Source organism: Rhizobacter sp. P5_A1, assembly GCF_056400745.1.
The window spans coordinates 89,939-107,691 of record NZ_JBFUKR010000008.1; the positions used below are offsets into that span (position 1 = coordinate 89,939).

Genomic DNA, 17,753 nt, shown 5'->3' on the forward strand with positions numbered 1-17,753 from the left:
CGAGGGCTTCCCCTCAGCGCTGCGACCGGCGCGGCGCCCTAGCATCGGCGCCATCACCCGCACGGAAACGCCGCATGCAACAACTCCCCGGCCTGGACGCCAGCTTCCTGCACCTCGAGACGCCGCAGATGCCGATGCATGTCGGCGCGCTGCACCTGTTCGAACTGCCGGCCGACTACCGCGGCGACTTTCTCGCCGACATGCGCCGCCACATCGCCGCGCGCCTGGTCCTCGCACCGGCGCTGCGCCAGAGGCTCGTGAAGATGCCGCTGAACCTGAGCAATCCGGTCTGGGTCGACGCCGAGCCCGATCTCGAACAGCACATCGTCGGCATCAAGCTGCCGAAATCGCCGGCAGGCAGCGACCTGGCCAAGCTCGAGGCGCAGGTCGGCAAGCTGCACCCGGTGCTGCTCGACCGCAGCCGGCCGCTGTGGAAGTTCCATGTCTTCAGCGGCCTGAAGGACGGCCCCGGCGGTACCAGGCGCTACGCGATGTACACGCAGCTGCACCACGCCGCGGTCGACGGCCAGGCGGCCGTCGCGCTCGGCCAGGCGATCCTCGACCTGAGCCCGCTGGGACGCGAGGTCGACCAGCAACGCCACGGCAAGCTGCGGCGCGAACGCGGCATGGCCGACATGCTGCGCGGCGCGCTCGGCAACCAGCTGAGCCTCGTGATGGACGCGGTGAAGGCGATCCCCGGCACGGTCGGCGTGCTGTCGCAGATGGCGACGCAGAAGGTCGGCGACACGGCCGGCGGCACCGTCGCGGCGGTTGCGGCGCGCCTGAAGGGGCAGGGCACGGCGGCGCAGGGAAGAAGCGTCAGCAACCTCGCGCTCGCGCCGCGCACGCGGCTGAACGCGACCGTCTCGGAGCAGCGCGCGTTCGCGGCGATCAGCCTGCCGCTCGCCGCGGTCAACGCGACGCGGCGCAAGCACAAGGCCAGCCTGAACGACGCCGTGCTGATGATCTGCAGCGGCGCACTGCGGCGCCACTTCCTGAAGCACGGACCGCTGCCGCGCAAGTCGATGGTCGCCGGCGTGCCGATCTCGACCCGCGCCAAGGGCGACACCGCGTCGAACAACCAGGCGACGATGACCGTCCTCAGCCTCGGCACGCACATCGCCGACCCGACCAAGCGGCTTGCGCACGTGCTCGCCGCGACGGCCGCGATGAAGGCCAACATCGGCGCGATGAAGAGCCTGATGCCGAGCGACTTTCCGTCGATCGGCGTGCCCTGGCTGATGCAGGGCCTGGGCGCGCTGTATGCGAAGGCGCGCGTCGCCGATCGGCTGCCGGCGATCGCCAACGTGACGATCTCCAACGTCCCCGGGCCGACCGTGCCGCTGTACATGGCGGGCGCCGAGATGCTGACGAACTACCCGACCTCGATCGTCGTGCATGGCGTCGCACTGAACATCACGGTGCAGACCTACAACGAGTCGCTCGAGTTCGGCCTGATCGCGTGCGGCGCGGCGCTGCCCGAGGTCGCCGAGCTCGCGCGCGAACTGCAGGCCGCGTTCGACGAGTTCCAGGCCTTGCCAGCCACCGCGGAGCCTGCGCCGACGCCATCGCCTCCGACGAAGACCGTGGCGAAGAAGGTCGCGAAATCAACCGCCAAGCGCGCCAAATCTGTCCCGAAGGCGACAAGCCGGACTAGGGCAAGTGCCCCGCTGAAGAAGCGCGCTGCCCGCTAACATCGATCGGTCCCCACTGCCCGCGAGCGGCATGCCCAGACTGCCCAGAACACCGGTCGCCTCGACCCCTTCCACCGACGACGAGCTGCGCCCGCCGAGCGCCTTTCTGATGATGCTCGAGGCCCGCGCCTTCTGGGAGTTCGGCGCGATGCTCGCCGCGACACCCTGGCTGCGCCGCCTGCCGCGCGGCGACGGCCATCCGGTGCTGGTGTTCCCGGGCATGGGCGCGAACGACTTCACGACCGTGCCGCTGCGCAACTTTCTCAACGGCCTGGGCTATGCGACGCAGGCCTGGGGCCAGGGCTTCAACTTCGGCCCGCGCGACGGCGTGCTGAAGCAATGCGCCGCCGACGTGCGCGCGCTGGCCGAAACGCACGGCCGGCCGGTCAGCCTGATCGGCTGGAGCCTCGGCGGCCTGTATGCGCGCGAGATGGCCAAGGAACTGCCCGATCACACGCGCGGCGTGATCACGCTCGGCACGCCATTCGCCGGCCACCCGCGCGCGACGAACGCCTGGCGCGTCTTCGAGATGCTGAGCGGCCAGAAGGCGCACGACCCGGCCATGATCGCGCGGCTGCGCACGCCGCCGCCGCTGCCGACGACCTCGATCTACTCGCGTACCGACGGCATCGTCGCGTGGCAATGCAGCCTGAACGAACCAGGCCCGCTGACCGAGAACATCGAGGTGCACGCGAGCCACACCGGCATGGGCATGAACCCGCTCGCGCTGTACGCGATCGCCGATCGGCTCGCACAGCCGGCCGGCCGCTGGCAGCCGTTCGAGCCGAGCGGCGCGCGCCGCTTCTTCTTCCAGACCGGCGGGGCGGCGGGCTCGACGGCCGCGGCCTGAGCACGATCATGCAGATTTCCGCGAACGGCATCGCTCTCGAAGTCGAGGACCACGGATCGCCCGCCGGCGAGCCGCTGGTGCTGATCATGGGGCTGGGCATGCAGCTCGTTGCCTGGCATCCGGAGTTCGTCGCGATGCTGGTCGCGCGCGGCTTTCGCGTGATCCGTTTCGACAACCGCGACATCGGCCTGAGCCAGCGCTTCGACCAGTTCGGCGTGCCGAACCTCGCGCTGGATTCGATCCGGTTCGCGGTCGGGATGAAGGTCAGCGCGCCGTACAGCGTTGCCGACATGGCCGACGACACCGCCGGCCTGCTCGACGCGCTCGGCCTGCGCTCGGCACACATCTGCGGCGCTTCGATGGGCGGCATGATTGCGCAGCAGCTCGCGGTGCGCCATCCGCAGCGCGTCAAGAGCCTGACGCTGATGATGACGAGCAGCGGCGCGCGGCGCCTGCCCGGGCCCTCGCTGAAGGTGCGCGGCGCGCTGCTCTCGCGGCCGGACGACCCGACCGACCTGAACAGCGTCATCGCGCATCACGTGAAGCTGTACCGCCTGATCGGCAGCCCCGACTACCCGGCCAGCGAGGCCTACCTGAACGAGCGCCTGGGGCTGTCGGTGCGGCGCTCCTACCGGCCGGCAGGCATGGCCCGGCAGATGGTGGCGATCGCCGCCGACGGCAACCGCTCGCCGCTGCTCGCGCAGATCCGGCAGCCGGCGCAGATCATCCACGGCAAGGCCGATCCGCTCGTGCCCGTCGAGGCCGGGCACGACCTCGCCGCGAAGATCGGCGGGGCCGAGATCGACCTGATCGCCGGGATGGGCCACGACCTGCCGGTGCCGCTGTGGCCGCGCTTCGTCAGCGGCATCTCGAGCGCCGCCGGGCGCGCCTGATGCACTGACCGCGCGAGTCCCTCAGGCCAGCGCGCCCAGCAGCACCGCCTGCATCACCGCGCAGCGCTTGTCGTCGGGTGCCGAATCGCCGTTCAGCTGCGCCGCGAGGCGCGCGGTCGGGTGCGTGCTCGACGAGATCGCCTCGAACACCGGCACGCCGGCCGCGGCGCCGATCTGGCGCACCAGCTGCGAGGGCAATCCGACGCAGTCGAGTGCGTCGTAGAGGCGGCCGAGCAGACGGGCGGTGTCCTGCACCTGATCGTGCGTGCTGCGCTCGGACAAGCTTGGCCGCAGCTGCGCGACCTGCGCACCGAGCTCCGACGCGGCGCGATGGAACAGCGCCGCGGCCGAGGCCGCCTCGCTCTCGTCGCAGAGCATCGCAAGGTTCTTGCCGCGCAGCGCGCGGCGGATCACGCCGGACCGCGCGGCCGTCTGCAATTCGCTGGCGGCCGCCACGAGCGCGTCCGCATCGGCGTCCGACATCGCGGAGAAGTCGGTCACGCTCCGATATTTCAGGCTTCGCTGCATGGTGTGGGCGGATTCGAGCGGGGACACATGTTGTCTCGTCGTCGGTTCGATCAAGACTAGCGCTGCACATCGGCGCCATCCTTGACGCTCATCAAGGCGCGATGCGCGCGCGCTGTGCCGCGCCCGGACACCAACCATTCACACAGCGTTACGCAGCGACGCGCGCCGTTCGCCGCCCATTGCCGCGCGCCCCGCAGCATTCACTCAACGCGTCAAGCACGCCATGCTGCAGGAGCCCGAAACATGCCGAACCCCAACGCCGCCCCCACGCCTGCCATCCGCACTGCGCCGCGGCACGACGCCGCCGCGAACCAGCGCTCGAGCCAGCGCATCGCCGAGGTCCTTCAATTGCTCGCCTCGACGCTGGCGCCGCAGCGCCGGCTCGTGCATGCCGGCGAGCGCGTCTACCAGGCAGGCGAGGGCTTCGGCAACCTGTACATCCTGAACTCCGGCTTCTTCAAGATCGTCACCCTGTCGCCCGACGGACGCGAGCAGGTCGTCGGTCTGAAGTTCCGCGGCGACTGGCTCGGCTTCGACGGCATCGCCGGCGGCAGCTACTCGTGCGACGCGGTCGCGATGGACACCGGCGAGGTCTGGACGATCCGCTACGACGCCTTGCTCGCCGCCTGCGCGACGCACCGCGACCTGCTGATGCTGCTGCACGAGGCGATGAGCCGCGAGATCGCGCACGATCGCGATTCGCTGATGTCGGTCTGCACGCTGCCGGCCGATGCGCGCGTCGCCGACTTCCTGCGCTACTGGGCCGAGTCGCTTGCCAGGCGCGGCCAGCGCACCGACGAGATCGCGCTGCGCATGACGCGCGCCGAGATCGGCAACTACCTGGGAATGACGCTCGAGACGGTGAGCCGCGCGCTCTCGCGCCTCGCGCGCGACAAAGTCATCGGGTTTGCCTCGAAAGGCCGGCGCGACGTGCAGATTCCGAACGTGGATGCCTTGTCGGCCTTCGTGCAGCGCTGCCTGGCGCCGGCGCCGGTGCTGCAGTGAGGCCGCTCGGCGTCAGGCGTTGACGGCGTTGCTGATCGCACGTGCGAGTTCGGCGCGCGTGCAGGGCTTGCGCAGCAGCTCCCACGCGGCCGGCGCGTCACGATCGGCCTCGAGCAGCTCGGCCGAGAAGCCCGACATCAGCAGAATGCGCAGCGACGGCTTGCGCGCCTGCGCGAGCGCCGCGAGTTCGGTGCCGCGCATCCCGGCGCCGAGCGCGATGTCGGTCAGCAGCAGGTCGAAGCCGGCATCGTCGGCCAGCGCGAGCAGCGCCTGCTCGCCGCTCGAGCAGCTCGTGATCTCGCAGCGCAGCGTATCGAGGAAGGTGCGCATCACCGCGCGCACATCGGCATCGTCTTCGACGAGCAGCACACGCAGACCGGGCGCGATCGGATGATCGGCCTCGGTGCCGGGCCCCGCCGGCGCGGCCTGTGTCACGCACGGGATGTACAGCGTCACGGTGGTGCCCTTGCCCGGTGCGCTGTCGATCGCGACGCCGCCGCTCGACTGCTTCACGAAACCATAGACCGTGCTCAGCCCGAGGCCGGTTCCGCGCCCGGCCTCCTTGGTCGTGAAGAACGGCTCGAAGGCATGCTCGCGAACCGCGTCGCTCATGCCGCTGCCGGTGTCGGTGACCGAGATCGCGACGAACGATGCGCCGGGCGCGGGTGCGTCGTCCTCGGAACCCAGGGCCTCGACGGGCAGCGCCGCGCAGGGTTCGGCGCGGAAGCGCAGCGCGCCGCCGCCGGGCATCGCGTCGCGCGCATTGATCGCGATGTTCAGCAGCGCCGATTCGAGCTGGCCCGCGTCGGCCCGGCACAGCGGGCAGGGCAGCGTGTCGACCTCGATCAGGATGTGCTGGTCGAGCGTGCGTCGCAGCATGTCCGACAACGAATGCAGCAGCACATTCACATCGACCGCGCTCGGCTGCAGCACCTGGCGGCGCGCGAAGGCGAGCAGCTTGCCGGTCAGCTCGGCGCCGCGTTTGCTGGCGCGCGTCGCCGCGGCGACGACCTGCTGCGCATACCCTTGGTCGGCGAGCGCCGGCAGTTCCTCGAGCACCTGCAGGTTGCCCTGGATCACCGTCAGCAGGTTGTTGAAATCGTGCGCGATCCCGCCGGTCAGCTGACCCACGCTCTCGAGCCGCTGCGCGTGATTCAGCGCCTCCTCGCTCTGCGCGCGCTGCAGGCTGGTGGCGAGCAGGTTCGACACGGACTCGAGAAAGCGCAGTTCGTCGTCGCCGAAACGCTTCGGCGCGTGCGAACGCACGCTCAGCGCGCCGATCGTGCGGCCGCGGTCCGACAACGGCACCGCGAGCGCACTGACCAGGCCGGCATCGAGATAGGCCTGCGGCACCGTGAAGCGGCGCTCGCTGCGGTAGTCGGCCACGACCACCGGCTGCCCTTGCGCGAGCACGAAGCCGGGCGGCGTGTCGGGGCTGTTCGGCCAGCGCTGGCCGAGCGCTTCGCCCGGCACGAGGCCGACGCCGCTGACGAGCCGGCAGGTCCGCCCGTCGCCCTCGGCGAGCCAGACCAGCGCGACCTCGACCTGCAGCGCTTCGGCCGCGATGGCCGGGACATGCTCGAGCACGACCTGCGGGTCGCGCGCGTCGACCGCGAGGCGCCCAAGCTGAGCCAGGTGCTCGCTGTAGCGCGCGCGCTGCAATGCCTGCTTGACGCGCGGGTAGCTGCCGATGTCGCGGATCGCCGCGACGACCAGCGGCGCGCCGTGGCTGTTCAACGGGCTCAGCGCGATCTCGACCATCACCTCGCTGCCGTCCTTGCGCTTCGCGACCAGGTCCATCTGCATGCCCATCGGCCGCGGCTTGGGGTTCTTGCCGTAGGTCTCGCGATACGCCGCGTGGCGCGGGCGGATGCTGTCGGGCACCAGCGCGTCGACGTTCAGGCCCAGCAGTTCGTCGCCCGCATAACCGAGCAGCGCGCCGGCGGCGGGGTTCGCCAGCACGATGCAGCCGCCCGCGTCGGCGACGAGCAGCGCATCGGGGTAGGCCGCGAACAAGGCGCGGAACACATCGGCGTCGATCCCCGCGGCGATCGATGTCATGGCGTCAGCCCGCGGCGACCGGTGCGACCAGGATGTAGCCGGCGCCGCGCACCGACTTGATGATCTGCGGATCGTCCGGGTCGGTCTCGAGCTTGCGCCGCAGCCGGCCGACCTGCACGTCGATGGTCCGATCGAACGGCCCGCCGTCGCGGCCGCGCGTCTGCTCGAGCAGGAAATCGCGCGACAGCACCCGGCCCGGATGCCGCACGAACGCGCAGAGCAGGTCGAACTCGCCGCCGGTCAGCGCGGTCTCCTGGCCGCGTTCGTCGACGAGGCGCCGCGCCGCGGCGTCGAGCGCCCAGTGCGCGAAGCGGAACCGATCGCGGGACGGCGCCGCGGCCGGCACCGCGCGGGATTCGGCCGGTTCGATGCGCCGCAGCACGGCCTTGACGCGGGCGAGCAGCTCGCGCAGGTCGAACGGCTTGGTCACGTAGTCGTCGGCGCCGACCTCGAGGCCGACGACCTTGTCGACCGCATCGCCGCGGCCGGTCACGATCACCAGCCCGCAGCGCCAGTGCTCGCGCAGCTGGCGCGCGATCGAGAAGCCGTCTTCACCGGGCAGGCCGAGATCGAGCAGCACCAGCGCCGGCGGGTCGGCCGCCATCGCGGCCATCAACGCCCGGCCGCTGTGCATCTGGGTCACCCGGTAGCCGTGGCTCTGCAGGTAGTTGCCGAGCAGCGCGGTGATGTCGGCCTCGTCGTCGACGACGGCAATGTGGGTGGCGGAGGTCACGCACAAGCGTAGCAGGCTTCGCCGCGCGCTCGGCGCGCGCCGCTGTATAAGCCCAGGGCGTTCGCAGTCTGCGACGAAAGGCCGCGCGATGAAGCCAACCCGCCCCGGATTTGCCGCCCTCGTTGCGCTCGGCCTCGCTGTCGGCCTGGCCGCGCGCGCACAGGATTCCCAGGTCCCACTCGCCGTGCCCGCAGACTCGCCGCGCTGGGAGCTGCAAGGGCAGGCCAGGGCGCACGAATACCTGGGCCGGCCATGCCTCTTCCTCGACGGCGGCGCGGCCGTGCTGCGCGAGCTGGAGATGCGCGACGGCGTGATCGACGTCGATGTCGCGACGCCGGCGAGCCGCGGCTTCTTCGGCATCCAGTTCCGGATCGCCGAAGACGGCGCGAATGCCGAATGGGTCTACCTGCGCCAGCACAAGTCCGGCCTGCCCGACGCGCTGCAGTACACGCCGGTGCTCAACACCGGGCTCAACTGGCAGATCTACAGCGGGCCCGGCTTCACCGCGGCGGTCGACATCCCGAAGGCGGCCTGGTTTCACCTGCGCCTGGTGGTCACGGGCGCGCAGGCCAGGTTCTACGTGGACGACATGCGCCAGCCCGCGCTCGTGATGGACGACCTGAAGAGCGGCGTCCGCAAAGGCCAGGTCGCGCTCGCCTCGCTGACCGGCGCGAGCTGCTTCTCGAATTTCGAGCTGCGCACGACCGCCGACACGGCCTGGGAGCGGCACCTGCCGGCGATGCCGGCAGGTACGCTGACCCGCTGGCGCCTGTCGCCCGCGCTCGATGCGCTCGAGCACGATCCGGAGCGCCCGCTCGCGCGTGCCGAGAGCGATGCGATGCACTGGCAGGATGTCGAGGCCGAGCCGCCGGGCTTCGTCGTCGTCAACCGCTATCGCGCGAGCCCGCACCCGCGGGTCTCGTTCGCGAACGATCCTTCGAAGCGGCTGGAGCCGCAGCCCGGCATGAAGCTCGTGTATGCGCGCACCAGCATCCACGCCGATCGCGCGGGCCTGAAGAAGCTCTCGATCGGCTACAGCGACGAGGTCAGCGTGTTCCTGAATGGCCGGATCCTGTACCGCGGCCGCAGCGCCCAGAATTTTCGCGATCCCGCGTTTCTCGGCATCGTCGATGCCGAAAACGACGCGGTCTACCTGCCGTTGCGCAAGGGCCGCAACGAACTGGTGCTGGCGCTGCGCGAGCTCGGCGGCGGCTGGGGCTTTGTCTGCCGCCTCGGTGACCTGTGAGGCCTCAGGCCTTCTTCACCCAGGCACTGCACCAGCCCTTCCCGGCGACGTTCTTGCCGGCGAACAGCGCGCAGCCGCCGCTCGCGTCGCCCGCCTTGCCCTGGTACAGCTGGCAGTTGCTGCAGGTCTGCCCGGCGGCGTACTTCGGGTACTTGGCCTTGTCGGCCTGCGTCGCGTCGGTCACATAGCCGAGCGCGACCGCTTGCGGATCCTTCGGGTCGAGATCGGCCGCGTACGCGAGGCGTGCGCCGAACAGGGCCACGCCGGCGATCGGGACGATTCGGATGAAGCTGCGACGTGAGTTCATGACGTGTGTTCCTGTTCGGTGGGTGGGGTCCTGGATTGTCGGTCCGGCCGCCGCACTGCGCTGCCCGATCCGACCCGAAGACACGTGTCGATTGACCTGAATCAAGTTGCTACGAAGTCCTGGCGGGCCAGCGCCAGCGCGCGAACTCAGCGCCGGGCCGACTCGCCGATCGGCTGCCCCGCGGCAGGCCGCACCGGCGAGATGCGCGCGACCTCGATCAGCTCGCCAGCGAGGAACTGCGTCACGTCGTCGACCGTCAGCACGCCGACCAGCGCGTCGTGCGCGTCGACCACCGCCAGCTTGCGCACACGCTTGCTGCGCATGTGCCAGATCGCGTCGTAGACGAACTCGGACTCGAGCGCCGTCTCGACGTCACGGCTCATCACCTCCGACGCCGCTGTCGATTCGGGTTCGGTGCGATTCGCGACCACGCGCACGACCATGTCGCGAAACGTTACGATGCCGACCGGCACGCGCCGGGACTCACGCTCCTCGACGACGATCACGTCGGTGACTTGCTGGTCGCGCATCAGCTGCGCCAAGGCGAGCACGCTGGTCTGCGGCGCGCAGGTGACCACCGACCGAGTGCAGATGTCTCCGATGTGCATTGCGATTCCCCTCCGGGCCGATGCGGCCGATGCCGTCAGCTTCGCGCATCGCGGCGCGGACCGTTTGCGCCAGATCAAGCGCGAGCCGCGTCGCTGTCACAGGCCGATCGCGTCGAACGTCTGCACCCCATGAACGACACGACCGACAGCTTCAACCGGCTCCGCCCTCGACTGCAGGGCATTGCGTACCGCATGCTGGGCTCGTCCGCCGAGGCCGAGGATGTCGTCCAGGATGCCTGGCTGCGCTGGCACGAGGCCGATCGGCAGCGCGTGGACAACGCCGAGGCCTGGCTCGTCGCCGTCACCACGCGCATCGCGATCGACCGGCTGCGCAGCGCCAAGGTCCAGCGCCAGCATTACGTGGGCACCTGGCTGCCCGAGCCGCTGCTGTCCGATTCGCCCGTCTCGCCGGAGCAGCTGCTGGAGCGCGTCGACGACGTGTCGGTCGCGTTCATGACCCTGCTCGAACGCCTGGCGCCCGAGGCGCGTGCCGCGTACCTGCTGCGCGAAGTGTTCGACGCCGACTACGGCGAAGTGGCCGAAGCGCTCGGCAAGACCGAGCCGGCGTGCCGGCAGCTCGTGCACCGCGCCAAGGCCCAGCTGCGGGACGAGCGGCCGCGCTACAGCGTCGCACGCGAGACGCAGCTGCGGCTGCTGCGCGGCTTTGCCGATGCCGCGGTGCGCGGCGAGTTCGCGGCGCTCAAATCCATGCTCGCCGACGACGCCCAGCTGATCGGCGACGGCGGCGGCATCGTGCCGAGCTTCGGCGTGCCGCTGGTGGGCGCCCAGCGCATCGCCCAGCTCTATCTGGCCACCCGGCTGCGCTACCCCGGCGCGGTGCGTTTCGAGGTCGTCGTGCTGAATGGCCAATGGGGCCTGCTGCGCTTCATCGATGGCGCCCTCGAGTCGGCGCAGGCGCTCGAAACGGACGGCGAGCGCATCGTGCGCATCCACGCGCAGCGCAACCCGGACAAGCTCGCGCGGATCGCCCGGACCCTGGGTCGCGAGCTCAACGTCACAAAGCCGCCGCCTCGATCGTCTTGAGTCTGTGCAGCCCGCACGGCAACTCTCGAGCGAAGCGAACCATGAACGAAGCCCGTCTCCCCTGGACCCAGATTTCCCCGAAGGCCTATCAGGCCATGGCTGGCGTCAACGCCACCATTGCGAAATCTTCGCTCGGCGCCGCGCTGACGGGACTCGTGCGGATGCGCGTTTCCCAGCTCAACGGCTGCGCCTTCTGCCTGGACATGCATGCCCGCGATCTGCGCGAGCAGGGCGAGAGCTGGCAGCGCCTCAACAGCCTCCCCACCTGGCGCGAGACCGGCCTGTACAGCCCGCGCGAGCGCGCCGCGCTGAACTGGGCCGAAAGCATGACCCGCCTGGTCGATCAGCACGGCAGCCGCGACGCCGACTTCGAGGCCTTGAAACTCCAGTTCAGCGATCAGGAGATCGTCGAGCTGGGCTGGACGATTGCCCTGATCAACGGCTGGAACCGCATGGCCATCGGCATGCGGGCGCCGGTCGTCGAGAAGCCCATCGAATGAACGCGCTGCAGCTTCTCTCTCCCCACGCCATGAAGGACTCGACATGAACCTTGTGATCATCGGAGGCAGCGGCCTCATCGGCAAGAAACTGGCAGCCCTGCTTCGGCAGGCCGGGCATCGGGTGGTCGCGGCATCGCCTTCCACGGGCGTCAACGCGGTGACGGGCGAAGGGCTCGCCGGGGCCCTGGCCGGTGCCGAGGTCGTGGTGGACGTGTCGAACTCGCCCTCGTTCGAGGACGAGGCGGTCATGGCCTTCTTCAAGTCCTCGACGCAGAACCTGCTCGCCGCCGAGATCGCCGCGGGCGTGCGCCATCACGTGGCGCTGTCGGTGGTGGGCGCCGAGCGCTCGCCCGACAGCGGCTACCTGCGCGCGAAGGTGGCCCAGGAATCGATCATCAAAGGCGCCACGGTGCCGTACACGATCGTGCGCGCCACCCAGTTCTTCGAGTTCCTGGCGTCGATCGCCCACGTGAGCACCCAGGGCCAGATCGTGCGCGCGTCGTCCGCGAAGTTGCAGCCGATCGCCGCGGCCGACGTCGCCGCCGCGCTGGCGAAGGTGGCCACCGAGGCGCCGCTGAACGGCACCTGCGAGGTCGCAGGGCCGGAGGCTCTCGGTCTCGACGTGCTGCTGCGTCGCGCGCTGCAGGCCAGGCAGGATCCGCGCGAGGTGGTGACCGACGACGATGCGCTGTACTTCGGCGCGCGCCTCGACGACGCGTCGCTGACGCCGGGCGCCGGTGCACGGATCGGCCCGACCTCGCTGGAAGGCTGGCTGGCCGACAACGCGGCCCGCTGAGCACGGCGTCTCGCACCCGGTCAGATGCCCCGTCGGGGCATGCTGCCGCCGTCGGTCTGAGGATGGATGTTCGGCGACAGATCGACATTCATCTGCAGCGAGAAGCCTTCTCTCTGCCAGGCGGCGACCGTCGCGGTCGAGCCGTCGGTGAAACGCATCAGGAACTCGGCGTCACCGCTCGGGCGCTCGACCACGCCGGCCCATTCGATCGTCTTTCCCACCAGCTCGGGCTTGGTTCCTTTGACAGTCATCGTTGGCTCCTGTTGAGCGTCAGTCCGGTGTGTCGTGTCCTTTGGGACAATACGCGCTCAGGCTTGATGAGTCAGCAGCAGGAGTCCTTCTTCAACACGGCACTGTCACCGTGGAAATTGTCGGTTGCCCCGATGATGGACTGGCCGGTTGGCCCTCTTAAGCCATTGATTTAACATAGATTTTTGGGGCCTGTCGCTGCGTAGTTGCACTGCGTTGCGCCGCGGGGGGCGCTAGATCAGGGTGGCGCGGTGCAACTGAAGAGGGGAGCTTGCAATGGAGATAGCGGCACGGGAGATGCCCACGGCGGAGTTCGGCGCGCTCCTTGACATCGAGGAGTCGCACTTTGTAGATCTGAAGAGTGCCGACATCTCACCTGGCAGCCTGACGAAAACTATCGCAGCCTTCTGCAACACGAGCGGCGGCGAGATTTTCTTGGGAATCGAGGAGATCGAAGGGGCCGACGGGCAGGCACGGCTCTGGAATGGTCTGAATGATCAGGAGGCATTCAACGCCTTCCTCCAAGTCGTTGAGGCAATGAGTCCCCTCGGGAACCACTATGCGGGGGAGTTTCTGACTTCCGATGACGGCAAAGGGACCGTCCTGCACCTCACCGTTTTCAAGACCCAGGAGATCATCAAGGCATCTAACGGGAAGGTGTACGTTCGACGCGGATCGCAAAACCTGCCGGTGGAAGGTGAGGAGGCGATCGAGCGGCTTCGCTATGACAAAGGGATGAAAACATTCGAGGACGAGGTAAGCGGCGTATCGATCGCTGACATCTCGAACTCGCTCGTCATCTTGGAATTCTTGATGACTGCCGTTCCGACTGCGGAACCGGAAGAGTGGCTCAGCAAGCAGCGGGTTGTTGTTGACGGTCGGGCGACAGTGGCCGGTGTACTGCTCTACTCAGATGATCCACAGGCGGTCCTGCCTAAGCGCTCTGCCGTAAAGATATTGCAGTACAAGACTAAGCAAGAAGGGGAGCGCGACTACTTGGCATTCGATCCGTTGACAATTGAGGGACCAATTTACTCGCTCATTTACGACTCAGTCGCGAAGTGCAAGGAGCTCATCGAGGGCATCAAGAAGCTCGGGCCGAACGGGCTTGAGCAGGTTGCGTATCCCGAGGAAGCACTGCACGAAGTTCTTACCAACGCGGTTCTCCATCGCGATTACAGCATTGCGGCTGACGTTCAGATTCGAATTTTCGACAACCGAGTTGAGATTGAGAGTCCCGGCAAATTGCCCGGCCATGTGACGGTCCAGAACATCACGAAGACTCAGTTCGCAAGGAACCCAAAACTCGTCCGCCTCGTGAACAAGTTCAGGGAGCCTCCGAACAAGGACGTTGGTGAAGGGCTGCGGACAACGTTCGAGGTGATGGACAAGCTCCGTCTCAAGCCGCCAGTCATCACCGAGACTGAAAACTCCATCATGGTGGTGTTGCGGCACGAAAGCCTTGGATCTCCCGAGCAGTTGGTGATGCAATATCTTGAAAAGAATGCCGAGATCACGAACAGCATCGCGCGCGAACTCACCGGCATCAAATCGGAAAACGTGATGAAGCAAGTGTTCTATCGACTTCGCGACGCCAATCAGCTTGAGCAGGTACCCGGTAAGCCAGCGAACAAGGCGGCTTGGAGAAAAAAGCTCTAGAGGCCTGGTTATCGATGTGAATCGAGGTATTGCGCGCGGTGTAACCGGGTCCGCCGAGCCCTAGTTGCACCGCCGCGCAGATTCGCCCTAAATGGGTGTTAGGCACTTGCGTCACCCACAAACATTGAAGCCAAAGCCTTGACTCTGGACGATCAAAGACTTAACCAGACCGATCGACAGTGGCGCCTATCCGTCGCCCCGATGATGGACTGGACCGACCGCCATTGCCGCGTCTTCCATCGCCGCCTGACGCGCCGCACCCGCCTGTACACCGAGATGGTGACGACCGGCGCGTTGCTGCACGGTGATGTGCCGCGGCACCTGGATTTCGACGCCGCCGAGCATCCGCTCGCGCTGCAGCTCGGCGGCAGCGAGCCGGCCGACCTGGCCGCCTGCGCGAAGCTGGCCGCGCAGTGGGGCTACGACGAGGTCAACCTGAACTGCGGTTGCCCGAGCGAGCGCGTGCAGCGCGGCGCGTTCGGTGCCTGCCTGATGGCCGAGCCGCAGCTCGTCGCCGATGGCGTGAAGGCGATGCGCGATGCGGTCGCGCTGCCGGTCACCGTGAAGCACCGCATCGGCATCGACCGCCACGAGAGCTACGAGTTCGTGCGCGACTTCGTCGGCACCGTGTCGCAGGCCGGTTGCGAGGTGTTCATCGTGCATGCGCGCAACGCCTGGCTGCAGGGCATCAGCCCGAAGGAGAACCGCGAGCTGCCGCCGCTGCGCTACGAACTGGTGCACCGCCTGAAGCGCGAGTTCCCGGCGCTGACGATCGTGCTGAACGGCGGCATCAAGACGAACGCGCAGATCGCCGAGCAGCTCGAGCACGTCGACGGCGTGATGCTCGGGCGCGAGCCGTATCACCACCCGTGGCTGATGGCCGACTGGGACGCGCGCTTCTTCGGCGAGGCGCCGGTCGAGCACGACCGCGACGCGATCGAGGCGCAGATGGTCGCGTACATGCAGCGCCTGGTCGCCGGCGGCGAGCCGTGGTCGCATGTGTCGCGGCACCTGCTCGGGCTGCGCAACGGCCTGCCGGGCGCGCGCCGCTGGCGCCAGGTGTGGTCGGACCACCGCCTGAAGCAGGCCGACCCGGCGCAGGTCAGCCGGCTCGCGCGCGAGAGCGCCGAGGCGCTCGCCTGAACCGACTCAGGCCGGCGACGGCACACCGCGCGACGGCCAGGTCGCGAGCACCACGCCGGCCAGCGCGAGCGCGAACGCGGCGGCCTGCGCCGTGCTGAAGCGCTCGCCGAGAAACAGCACGCCGACGCCCGCGGCGCTGACCGGCAGCAGCACCGTGAAGACGCCGGCCTTCGACGCCGGCACATGCTTCAGCCCGGTCATCCAGAGCCAGACGGTGACCATGCTGGCGGCGATCGAATAGAACCCGAGCAGCCACCATGACGCGGCCGCGACCGCGCCGAAATCGAAGCTCAGCGCCTGCCACAGCCCGAACGGCGCGACCAGCGCGAGCCCCCACAGGTTGATCAGCGCGCTGATGCGCTTCGGGCTGACGTTGCCGGTGAGCTTCTTGCCGATCACCACGTAGCTGGCCTCGCACAGCACCGCGCTGATCAGCAGCAGGTTGCCGAGCAGCGATTGATCGCCGGCCGAAGCGGCGGGCTTCGTGAACGAGACCAGCGCGATGCCGCCGACCGCGCAGGCGATGCCCAGCATCGTGCGCAGCGGGATGCGCTCGCGCAGGAACACGCGCGACAGCAGCGCGACCGCCGCCGGGATGCCGGCCATGATGACGCCGGCCGCGAGCGCGGTGCTCATCGAGACGCCGAACAGCATGCAGACCGAGAACAGGAAGTTGCCGAAGAACGATTCGAGGAACAGCAGCTTGCGGTCGTGCGGGCTCAGCCCGCCTTCGCCCGGCCGGCGCCTGACCCAGCCGGCCATCGCGAGCGCCGCGATGCCGAAGCGCAGCAAGGCCAGCAGGAAGATCGGGAACACCAGCACCAGGATCTTCGACAGGCTGACATAGCTGCCGACCAGCGCCATGCTGCCGGCCAGGCACAGGAACGACAGCCAGGGCGCGTGGTGGGTCGGGCGTTGCGCGGCGAGCGTCGACTCGCTCAAGCGTCGATCCTCACCCAGGTCGTCTTCAGCTCGGTGTACTTGTCGAAGGCGTGCAGCGACTTGTCGCGGCCGTTGCCGCTCTGGCCGAAGCCGCCGAACGGCACGGTGATGTCGTCCTCGTCGTAGGAGTTCACGTGCACGGTGCCGGCGCGCAGGCCGCGTGCGACGCGGTGCGCGCGGTTGATGTTGTCGCTCCAGACGCTGGCCTGCAGCCCGTAGGCGCTGTCGTTCGCCATCGCGACGGCCTGCGCCTCGGTCGAGAAGCGGATCACCGACAGCACCGGGCCGAAGATCTCCTCGCGCGCGATCTTCATCTGGTTCGTGACGCCGTCGAACACGGTCGGCTCGACATAGAAGCCGCCGGTCTCGCGCAGCACCTGGCGGCCGCCGGCGAGCAGCCGTGCGCCTTCGCTGCGGCCGGCGTCGATGTAGCCGAGCACGGTCTGCAGCTGCGCCGCGTCGACGATCGCGCCGATCTCGGCGGTGCCGCCGAGCGGATCGCCGGCCGCGTACTTCGGGGCCTCGGCCTGCACGATCGCGGTGAACTCGTCGGCCAGCGCCTCGTGCACGAAGACGCGCGACGGCGCGTTGCAGCTCTCGCCGGCGTTGAAGAACAGGCTGCCGGCGGCCGTCTTCGCGGCACGCGCCACGTCGGCGAAATCGTCGAACACGACGAAGGCTGACTTGCCGCCGAGCTCGTTGAAGACCCGCTTCAGGTTGCTGCGGCCCGCGTACTCGAGCATCTTGCGGCCGACGCGCGTGCTGCCGGTGAAGCCGATCGCATCGACATCGAGGTGCAGCGCCAGCGCCTCGCCGGCCTCGGCGCCGAGGCCGGGCACGACGTTGAACACGCCTTCGGGCAGACCGGCCTCGAGCGCAAGCTCGGCCAGGCGCAGCGCGCTCAGCGGCGACTTCTCGCTCGGCTTGAGCACGACGCTGTTGCCGGTCGCCAGCGCCGGGCCGAGCTTCCACGCCGCCATGATCATCGGGTAGTTCCACGGCACGATCGCGCCGACCACGCCCATCGGCTCCCGCGTGATCAGCGCGAGCGCGTTCGCAGCGGTCGGCGCGATCTCGTCGTAGACCTTGTCGATCGCCTCGCCGTACCAGGCGATGCAGCGCGCCGCGGCCGGCACGTCGACCGAGAGGCTGTACTGGACCGGCTTGCCCATGTCGAGCGTCTCGAGCAGTGCGAGCTCTTCGCGGGCGGCGAGGATCTTCTCGGCGAAGCGCTGCAGCACCTTCTTGCGTGCCGCCGGGGGCTGGCCGGCCCAGCTTTGATCCGCGAACGCGGCGCGGCCCGACGCGACTGCGGTGTCGATGTCGGCGGCGCGGCCGCGCGCGACCGGCGCCAGTTGGCGGCCGTCGATCGGCGAGATGCAGTCGAAGGTCTCGCCGGACGCGGCGGCGACACGCCGGCCGCCGATCAGCGCGCGGCCATCGAATCTGAGGTTGGCGGCGCGGGCGCGCCAGTCGATCGCAGCAGCCATGGTCA

18 protein-coding genes are annotated in these 17,753 nt (G+C 68.9%); 10 read left to right on the forward strand and 8 right to left on the reverse strand.

Annotated features, from left to right (window positions below; translation table 11 throughout):
* Positions 1-74: 74 nt before the first annotated feature.
* From AC1DTW_RS11125 to AC1DTW_RS11135, 3 genes are read left to right on the forward strand one after another with little or no spacing between them, the layout of a single operon-like run.
* Complete coding sequence (locus tag AC1DTW_RS11125) at positions 75-1,694, forward strand: wax ester/triacylglycerol synthase family O-acyltransferase (RefSeq protein WP_477981151.1); 1,620 nt, start codon at positions 75-77, stop codon at positions 1,692-1,694.
* Positions 1,695-1,725: 31 nt separating this feature from the next.
* The gene (locus AC1DTW_RS11130) at positions 1,726-2,544 is read left to right on the forward strand and encodes an esterase/lipase family protein (protein ID WP_477981152.1); all 819 of its coding nucleotides are present in this window, start codon (positions 1,726-1,728) and stop codon (positions 2,542-2,544) included.
* 8 nt (positions 2,545-2,552) lie between these two features.
* Complete coding sequence (locus AC1DTW_RS11135) at positions 2,553-3,437, forward strand: alpha/beta fold hydrolase (RefSeq protein WP_477981153.1); 885 nt, start codon at positions 2,553-2,555, stop codon at positions 3,435-3,437.
* Positions 3,438-3,458: 21 nt separating this feature from the next.
* Here the strand turns inward: AC1DTW_RS11135 and AC1DTW_RS11140 are convergent, their stop codons facing one another.
* Entirely contained in the window at positions 3,459-3,938 is a 480-nt protein-coding gene (locus AC1DTW_RS11140; RefSeq protein WP_477981155.1) for a Rossmann-fold NAD(P)-binding domain-containing protein, read from the reverse strand.
* Between the two features lie 270 nt (positions 3,939-4,208).
* On the opposite strand from AC1DTW_RS11140, the gene AC1DTW_RS11145 reads away from it, so the two are divergent.
* The gene (locus AC1DTW_RS11145) at positions 4,209-4,970 is read left to right on the forward strand and encodes a Crp/Fnr family transcriptional regulator (protein WP_477981156.1); all 762 of its coding nucleotides are present in this window, start codon (positions 4,209-4,211) and stop codon (positions 4,968-4,970) included.
* 12 nt (positions 4,971-4,982) lie between these two features.
* Here AC1DTW_RS11145 and AC1DTW_RS11150 read toward each other — a convergent pair whose 3' ends face one another.
* Positions 4,983-7,031 (reverse strand): PAS domain S-box protein, encoded by a 2,049-nt coding sequence (locus tag AC1DTW_RS11150; RefSeq protein WP_477981157.1) that lies wholly within the window; start codon positions 7,029-7,031, stop codon positions 4,983-4,985.
* Positions 7,032-7,035: 4 nt separating this feature from the next.
* Positions 7,036-7,764: a response regulator gene (locus AC1DTW_RS11155; protein ID WP_477981158.1), complete on the reverse strand. Its 729-nt coding sequence runs from the start codon at positions 7,762-7,764 to the stop codon at positions 7,036-7,038.
* An 88-nt stretch (positions 7,765-7,852) separates the two neighbouring features.
* Here AC1DTW_RS11155 and AC1DTW_RS11160 point away from each other — a divergent pair, with 88 nt between their 5' ends.
* Positions 7,853-9,010, forward strand: coding sequence for a hypothetical protein (locus AC1DTW_RS11160; protein WP_477981159.1), 1,158 nt, complete (start codon positions 7,853-7,855; stop codon positions 9,008-9,010).
* 4 nt (positions 9,011-9,014) lie between these two features.
* Here the strand turns inward: AC1DTW_RS11160 and AC1DTW_RS11165 are convergent, their stop codons facing one another.
* Together AC1DTW_RS11165 and AC1DTW_RS11170 are read right to left on the reverse strand one after the other, a co-directional pair.
* The gene (locus AC1DTW_RS11165; RefSeq protein ID WP_477981160.1) at positions 9,015-9,317 is read right to left on the reverse strand and encodes a high-potential iron-sulfur protein; all 303 of its coding nucleotides are present in this window, start codon (positions 9,315-9,317) and stop codon (positions 9,015-9,017) included.
* Positions 9,318-9,463: 146 nt separating this feature from the next.
* Complete coding sequence (locus AC1DTW_RS11170) at positions 9,464-9,925, reverse strand: CBS domain-containing protein (RefSeq protein ID WP_477981161.1); 462 nt, start codon at positions 9,923-9,925, stop codon at positions 9,464-9,466.
* Positions 9,926-10,054: 129 nt separating this feature from the next.
* On the opposite strand from AC1DTW_RS11170, the gene AC1DTW_RS11175 reads away from it, so the two are divergent.
* Genes AC1DTW_RS11175 through AC1DTW_RS11185 form a run of 3 tightly spaced genes read left to right on the forward strand, consistent with a single transcriptional unit; the run spans position 10,055 to position 12,265 of the window.
* Positions 10,055-10,969: an RNA polymerase sigma-70 factor gene (locus tag AC1DTW_RS11175; RefSeq protein ID WP_477981162.1), complete on the forward strand. Its 915-nt coding sequence runs from the start codon at positions 10,055-10,057 to the stop codon at positions 10,967-10,969.
* Positions 10,970-11,010: 41 nt separating this feature from the next.
* Positions 11,011-11,469, forward strand: a complete 459-nt coding sequence (locus tag AC1DTW_RS11180; RefSeq protein ID WP_477981163.1) for a carboxymuconolactone decarboxylase family protein — start codon at positions 11,011-11,013, stop codon at positions 11,467-11,469.
* A 43-nt stretch (positions 11,470-11,512) separates the two neighbouring features.
* Positions 11,513-12,265, forward strand: a complete 753-nt coding sequence (locus AC1DTW_RS11185; RefSeq protein WP_477981164.1) for an SDR family oxidoreductase — start codon at positions 11,513-11,515, stop codon at positions 12,263-12,265.
* Between the two features lie 20 nt (positions 12,266-12,285).
* On the opposite strand, the gene AC1DTW_RS11190 is transcribed toward AC1DTW_RS11185, so the two are convergent.
* Positions 12,286-12,516, reverse strand: a complete 231-nt coding sequence (locus tag AC1DTW_RS11190; protein WP_477981165.1) for a hypothetical protein — start codon at positions 12,514-12,516, stop codon at positions 12,286-12,288.
* Between the two features lie 274 nt (positions 12,517-12,790).
* Between AC1DTW_RS11190 and AC1DTW_RS11195 the strand changes: the two genes are divergently transcribed.
* Positions 12,791-14,173, forward strand: coding sequence for an ATP-binding protein (locus AC1DTW_RS11195; RefSeq protein ID WP_477981167.1), 1,383 nt, complete (start codon positions 12,791-12,793; stop codon positions 14,171-14,173).
* A gap of 144 nt (positions 14,174-14,317) precedes the next feature.
* Positions 14,318-15,316, forward strand: a complete 999-nt coding sequence (gene dusA / locus AC1DTW_RS11200; protein ID WP_477981312.1) for a tRNA dihydrouridine(20/20a) synthase DusA — start codon at positions 14,318-14,320, stop codon at positions 15,314-15,316.
* Positions 15,317-15,322: 6 nt separating this feature from the next.
* Here the strand turns inward: dusA and AC1DTW_RS11205 are convergent, their stop codons facing one another.
* Both AC1DTW_RS11205 and AC1DTW_RS11210 read right to left on the reverse strand, forming a co-directional pair.
* Entirely contained in the window at positions 15,323-16,258 is a 936-nt protein-coding gene (locus AC1DTW_RS11205; RefSeq protein WP_477981169.1) for a DMT family transporter, read from the reverse strand.
* Positions 16,255-17,748 (reverse strand): aldehyde dehydrogenase, encoded by a 1,494-nt coding sequence (locus AC1DTW_RS11210; protein ID WP_477981171.1) that lies wholly within the window; start codon positions 17,746-17,748, stop codon positions 16,255-16,257. Before AC1DTW_RS11210 ends, AC1DTW_RS11205 begins: the two co-directional genes overlap by 4 nt.
* Between the last annotated feature and the right edge of the window lie 5 nt (positions 17,749-17,753).

What these genes read in the sequence shown, in the direction of transcription:
- AC1DTW_RS11125 (WP_477981151.1), top strand. Translation starts at nt 75, where the DNA reads ATGCAACAACTCCCCGGCCTGGACGCCAGCTTCCTGCACCTCGAGACG.
- AC1DTW_RS11130 (WP_477981152.1), top strand. Translation starts at nt 1,726, where the DNA reads ATGCCCAGACTGCCCAGAACACCGGTCGCCTCGACCCCTTCCACCGAC.
- AC1DTW_RS11135 (WP_477981153.1), top strand. Translation starts at nt 2,553, where the DNA reads ATGCAGATTTCCGCGAACGGCATCGCTCTCGAAGTCGAGGACCACGGA.
- AC1DTW_RS11145 (WP_477981156.1), top strand. Translation starts at nt 4,209, where the DNA reads ATGCCGAACCCCAACGCCGCCCCCACGCCTGCCATCCGCACTGCGCCG.
- AC1DTW_RS11150 (WP_477981157.1), bottom strand. Translation starts at nt 7,031, where the DNA reads ATGACATCGATCGCCGCGGGGATCGACGCCGATGTGTTCCGCGCCTTG.
- AC1DTW_RS11160 (WP_477981159.1), top strand. Translation starts at nt 7,853, where the DNA reads ATGAAGCCAACCCGCCCCGGATTTGCCGCCCTCGTTGCGCTCGGCCTC.
- AC1DTW_RS11165 (WP_477981160.1), bottom strand. Translation starts at nt 9,317, where the DNA reads ATGAACTCACGTCGCAGCTTCATCCGAATCGTCCCGATCGCCGGCGTG.
- AC1DTW_RS11170 (WP_477981161.1), bottom strand. Translation starts at nt 9,925, where the DNA reads ATGCACATCGGAGACATCTGCACTCGGTCGGTGGTCACCTGCGCGCCG.
- AC1DTW_RS11175 (WP_477981162.1), top strand. Translation starts at nt 10,055, where the DNA reads ATGAACGACACGACCGACAGCTTCAACCGGCTCCGCCCTCGACTGCAG.
- AC1DTW_RS11180 (WP_477981163.1), top strand. Translation starts at nt 11,011, where the DNA reads ATGAACGAAGCCCGTCTCCCCTGGACCCAGATTTCCCCGAAGGCCTAT.
- AC1DTW_RS11185 (WP_477981164.1), top strand. Translation starts at nt 11,513, where the DNA reads ATGAACCTTGTGATCATCGGAGGCAGCGGCCTCATCGGCAAGAAACTG.
- AC1DTW_RS11190 (WP_477981165.1), bottom strand. Translation starts at nt 12,516, where the DNA reads ATGACTGTCAAAGGAACCAAGCCCGAGCTGGTGGGAAAGACGATCGAA.
- AC1DTW_RS11195 (WP_477981167.1), top strand. Translation starts at nt 12,791, where the DNA reads ATGGAGATAGCGGCACGGGAGATGCCCACGGCGGAGTTCGGCGCGCTC.
- AC1DTW_RS11210 (WP_477981171.1), bottom strand. Translation starts at nt 17,748, where the DNA reads ATGGCTGCTGCGATCGACTGGCGCGCCCGCGCCGCCAACCTCAGATTC.